3 protein-coding genes and 1 tRNA gene are annotated in these 4,645 nt (G+C 36.9%); 3 read left to right on the top strand and 1 reads right to left on the bottom strand.

The features are described 5' to 3' along the window. The first annotated feature begins 302 nt into the window (after positions 1-302). The 3 genes from ABIZ51_05580 to ABIZ51_05570 all read left to right on the top strand — a co-directional run bounded on the left by ABIZ51_05580 (position 303) and on the right by ABIZ51_05570 (position 4,348). Complete coding sequence (locus tag ABIZ51_05580; protein ID MEO7088245.1) at positions 303-2,879, top strand: choice-of-anchor L domain-containing protein; 2,577 nt, start codon at positions 303-305, stop codon at positions 2,877-2,879. 48 nt (positions 2,880-2,927) lie between these two features. Beyond that, on the top strand, positions 2,928-4,208 hold the full coding sequence (locus ABIZ51_05575) for an N-acetylmuramoyl-L-alanine amidase (protein ID MEO7088244.1): 1,281 nt from the start codon (positions 2,928-2,930) through the stop codon (positions 4,206-4,208). Positions 4,209-4,268: 60 nt separating this feature from the next. Then, positions 4,269-4,348 (top strand) — tRNA-Leu (locus tag ABIZ51_05570). 98 nt (positions 4,349-4,446) lie between these two features. On the opposite strand, the gene ABIZ51_05565 is transcribed toward ABIZ51_05570, so the two are convergent. Then, on the bottom strand, positions 4,447-4,645 hold a 199-nt coding region (locus ABIZ51_05565; protein ID MEO7088243.1), incomplete at its 5' end, for a response regulator.

Raw genomic sequence — 4,645 nt, 5'->3', positions numbered from 1 at the left:
ATCAGCACAACTTCGTTGGCTAATTCTTTTTGTGCAATTACGTTGGCACATGTTGCGCCAACATTTCCTGCACCAACTACGGTGATTTTCATGATATTTATTTTTTGAGTTAGAAAAACTTTTTTTTCGAGCTGCTAAATTACAAAAGAAAAATAAATAACGAGGAAGAATTTTATTGAATAAAAGAATTTACTTTTTCTAAGAATCCAATAGTGTAAAAATTATTTATGTTGTAGAATTATTTATTTTGTATTTTTGAGACTGCTTATTTTAATCTTTCTACACAATGGGAATTTTATAAAATGAAAATGATTTCAAAAAAATATTTTTTTCGTACCCTTTTTATTTGTGCTTTTCTCTCGAAAAGTTTTTATACTTCTGCTCAATTAGTGGTTGATACCGTTCCAACTGCTGCGCAAGTGATTTCGAGTTTGCAGGGACCAGGTGTTACCATTTCGAATCTTACTATTAATTGTCATCCCGAAGCATACGGAACATTTAATGCCACAGCAACTTCTCTTGGTAGTATGACGAGTGGTTTGCTTCTTACCAGTGGTTATGCGAGTTCTGCTGTTGGTCCGGATAATTCGGGAATCATCGCTTCGCAATGTTGGGGAACTACTTCTACAGATACCAATTTAACGGCCATAATAAATACGGGAACTACTGGTGTTGCTGTTCACGATGCTTGTATTATGAATTTTGACATTACACCTTCTTGCGATTCGCTTTCCTTGAATTTTGTTTTTGGTTCAGAAGAATATCCTGTATTTGTGAATAGTTTCAACGATGGATTTGGTTTTTGGATTTCGGGACCTAATCCAAGTGGCGGAAGTTACAATAATATGAATCTTGCCTTAATTCCGGGTACGGCAACACCAGTTACCATTAACAATGTAAATGATGGAAATAGCAATACTGGACCTTGCGTAAATTGCGCTTATTACGTGAACAATACGGGAGGATTGACTATTTATTATAACGGACTTACTGTGCCTATAACAGCTCATGTACACGTAGTACCTTGTCAAACGTATCACATGGAAATAGGTATTGCCGATGCAGGAGATTGCGCTTATGATTCGGGCGTATTTTTAACTTATCAAGGATTAAGATGTTCCAACAGTATTACAAAAGTTTCTCCGCGAGATACGTCCATTTGTCCGGGGCAATCAGTTCCTCTTACAGCAAGCGGAACAGGAAATTACTCCTGGGGACCAGCAGTTGGCTTGAGTTCTACTTCTGGGTCTTCAGTTACAGCAACACCTTCGGTTACTACTACTTACACAGTAACGGGATATAGCACAACAACCTGTGGTACGTACGCTACGAGTGATAGTGTTACTATTTTTATCGGAATTCCAGGTTTCCATATTACACCAGCAGCTCCTGCTATTTGCCAAGGAGATTCTGTGAAATTAACTGCTTCTGGTGCTGCATCTTACGTATGGTCTCCAGCCACAGGTTTGAGCAGCACAACAGATAGTGTGGTATATGCGAAACCAACTGCAACCACCAGCTATACCGTAACTGGAACATCTACATTGGGTTGCCCGTCTGTGGCATCTGCTATAATAACAGTTCATCCCACTCCAGTAATAACCATAAACCCTGCTGCACCTTTTTTATGCATGGGCGATTCCATAAAATTAATAGGACATGGTGCGAAAACATATTCTTGGCTACCAATTACAAATTTAAACTCAGGTACTGGCGATACTGTTGTAGCAAAGCCTTTAGTAACGACTACTTATACCGTAACAGCAATTGATAGCAATGGTTGTAAATCTGCTCCTACTACTGTTACGATACAAGTATCCACGCCATTGATTGTGAAAATTAATGCAGGATATAGCAGCGTTTGTGCAGGTGGGCAAGATTCTTTGAATTCAACTGTTTCTGGTGGGAATGGAAGCGGATACATTTACAGTTGGACGCCAACAACTGGATTAAGTAGCAGTACCACTTCAAAAGTATCTACTGTCCTTTCTTCATCAACCACTTATACATTAACAGTAAAAGATGCCTGTGGAGATGTTTCAACAGATACGCTGACAGTTGGCATTAATCCAAACCCAATTGTAGCTTTTACAACCAATAAAAAATCAGGATGCACTCCAGTTTGTATTGTATTTACAGATAGCTCTAAGATTAGCGCTGGTAATTTAATTCGTTGGCAATGGAATTTCGGGAATGGAAAAATTTCGTATGCACGAGATACTGATTATTGCTATACTACCAGCGGAAGTTACAATGTACATTTGCAAGTAATGTCCAATAAAGGCTGTATTACTAATTACAATGGAATTTACACAATCGTAGCTGATCCTTTGCCGATGGCTGATTTTACTTATTCTCCTAACCCAACCAATATTTTACAACCTTTAATAACATTTAAAGATATTTCTTCTGGAGCTATTAATTGGCAATGGAATTTCGGAGATAAAAAATCAATTGTCGGAGAAGACACTTCTAATTTGAGAAACCCGACGCACACCTATCAAGATACGGGAACATATTGCGTTAAATTAACGGTGATGAACACCGATTCATGCTATGCATCCAATGAATATTGTTTAGTTATCCAACCAGATTGGGCGATTTATGTACCGAATGCTTTTACGCCAAATGGCGATGGTTTGAACGATGTTTTTTTACCACAAGGTTTCGGATTAAATCCGGATGGCTTTCAAATGTATATTTTTGATCGTTGGGGAAGCTTAGTCTATCAAACAAATGATATTACGAAAGGTTGGAATGGACATGCCAACAATGGGAGCAGCGTTGCACAAGAAGATGTGTACGTTTGGAAAATTATTGTGAAAGATGTATTAGGAAACGTGCATCAATACACTGGAAAAGTTTCAATTGTCCGTTAATTTTTTTCAATAAACAAATTGCGAAAAATTATTTTTTCAAGTCTTTTTTTGTGGATAATTTCTTCCTGTGGTGTTTCGGCGCAAATTAAATTGGCGAAAAAATATCACCAAAAAGCAACTACTTTTTTAGAAAAAAATAAGGCTTCAGAAAATTATTTTTCTGTGGATGAAAAAGGTGTCTCGATGTATGCCGATGCCAATCAAAAATCTGTACATCATCCCGAATTTACTATTTATTGGAATGAATTAGATACCTTAAAAATTCTTTTCAAATCCTTTTCCGATAAACAAGTAGAACAAATTTTATCGGAAAAAGGAACAAATTATTTTTCAAAAAATATTTTTTCGGACAACAAAATCGAAGAAATAAAATCAACTTTTTTTCCAACATCCAATAAAAAATTAAATGGCTTAAAAATCGCGATAGATCCCGGACATATTGGCGGGCCGATTGAAATGGCACGCACCGAAAGTCGTTGTTTAGAAATGAATTCCGATTCAGGAAAAAACGCAATTCAATTGATTGAAGGCAACGAAACTTTTTCGACGGCATATTTGTTAAAACAAAAATTGGAAGCGCAAGGCGCGGTGGTGATGCTTACCAAAAATGCGCCGGGGATGACGGCTTTCGACATAAGTTATGCAGAGTGGAAAAATAATTTTTTGAAACCACTCGCCGAAAATTTATACAACGAAAAAAAAATAAGTCTTTCGAAAAAAAAATTTTTGCTCGCCACCAAAAATGAAAAAGAACGTTTCGCTTTTTTTAGTCCGCTGGATTTAGAACAAAGGGCGAAAAAAATGAATGATTTTCAGCCAGATATTTCCGTAATTATTCATTACAATGTAGACGAAAAAAATAAAGGTTGGCAATATCCAACGAAAAAAGATTTCTGTATGACCTTTGCTGGAGCTTGTTTTACGGGAAGTGCATTGGAAAATAAATTTCAACAAATTGCTTTTTTGCGTTTGCTTTTAACCGATGATTTGGAACATTCCATCGCTTTGTCGAAAATCACAGAAAATCATTTTCATTCGGATTTAGATATTCCCATCGCGAAACCAGAAGACGCCGAATACCTCACTAAAAATAGTATTTATACAAATGAGAAAGGTGTTTATTTGCGTGATTTAATGCTTGCGCGTTTGGTAAAAGGAACGATTGTTTATGGCGAAACCTTGTATCAAGACAATGTCCGCGAATGCGTTTTGCTAAACGAGAAAACTTTGGATGTGGACGGCGTTCCAACTTCTCCACGCATCGCGCAAGTAGCGGATGCGTATTATAAAGCAGTTTTGGAATATGTAAATAAGGATTTAAAAAAATAATTTTTCGAGTGCTTGTGCGGAAAATTTTTATTTTTGCAATCCCTTATCGAATACAATTTTGCCCGGGTGTTGGAATTGGTAGACAAGCACGTTTGAGGGGCGTGTGCGCAAGTGTATGGGTTCGAGTCCCATTCCGGGTACAAAAATTAAATTCGCTTATTGGTAAGTTGGTTGCGTTCAGTAATTATAGCCGCTTCAGTTAAAGGATTTAGAGGCTTTTTCTTTTCTCGCTGTACTTTTATGCATGTAGGTCTATGGTAGGCGATTTTTTAACCAACTCAGTTATTTTAGTATAGAGTAATTTCTCATCTATCGGTTTAGTAATATAATCGTTCATTCCAGCAGCTTTACATTTTCCTACATCTACGGTAGTTACATCAGCAGTTAAGGCAATGATCGGAATGGTAGATTTCATTTTATTACGGATATATTTTGTT

This window comes from Bacteroidia bacterium, assembly GCA_039924845.1.
Taxonomy (GTDB): Bacteria; Bacteroidota; Bacteroidia; order DATLTG01; family DATLTG01; genus DATLTG01.
Note: the sequence above shows the minus strand (reverse complement) of the source record. Positions and strands in the feature narration are given on the sequence as shown.

Bases quoted from the DNA above. Each gene is read 5' to 3' on its own strand.
- ABIZ51_05580 (MEO7088245.1), top strand. From the start codon at position 303: ATGAAAATGATTTCAAAAAAATATTTTTTTCGTACCCTTTTTATTTGT.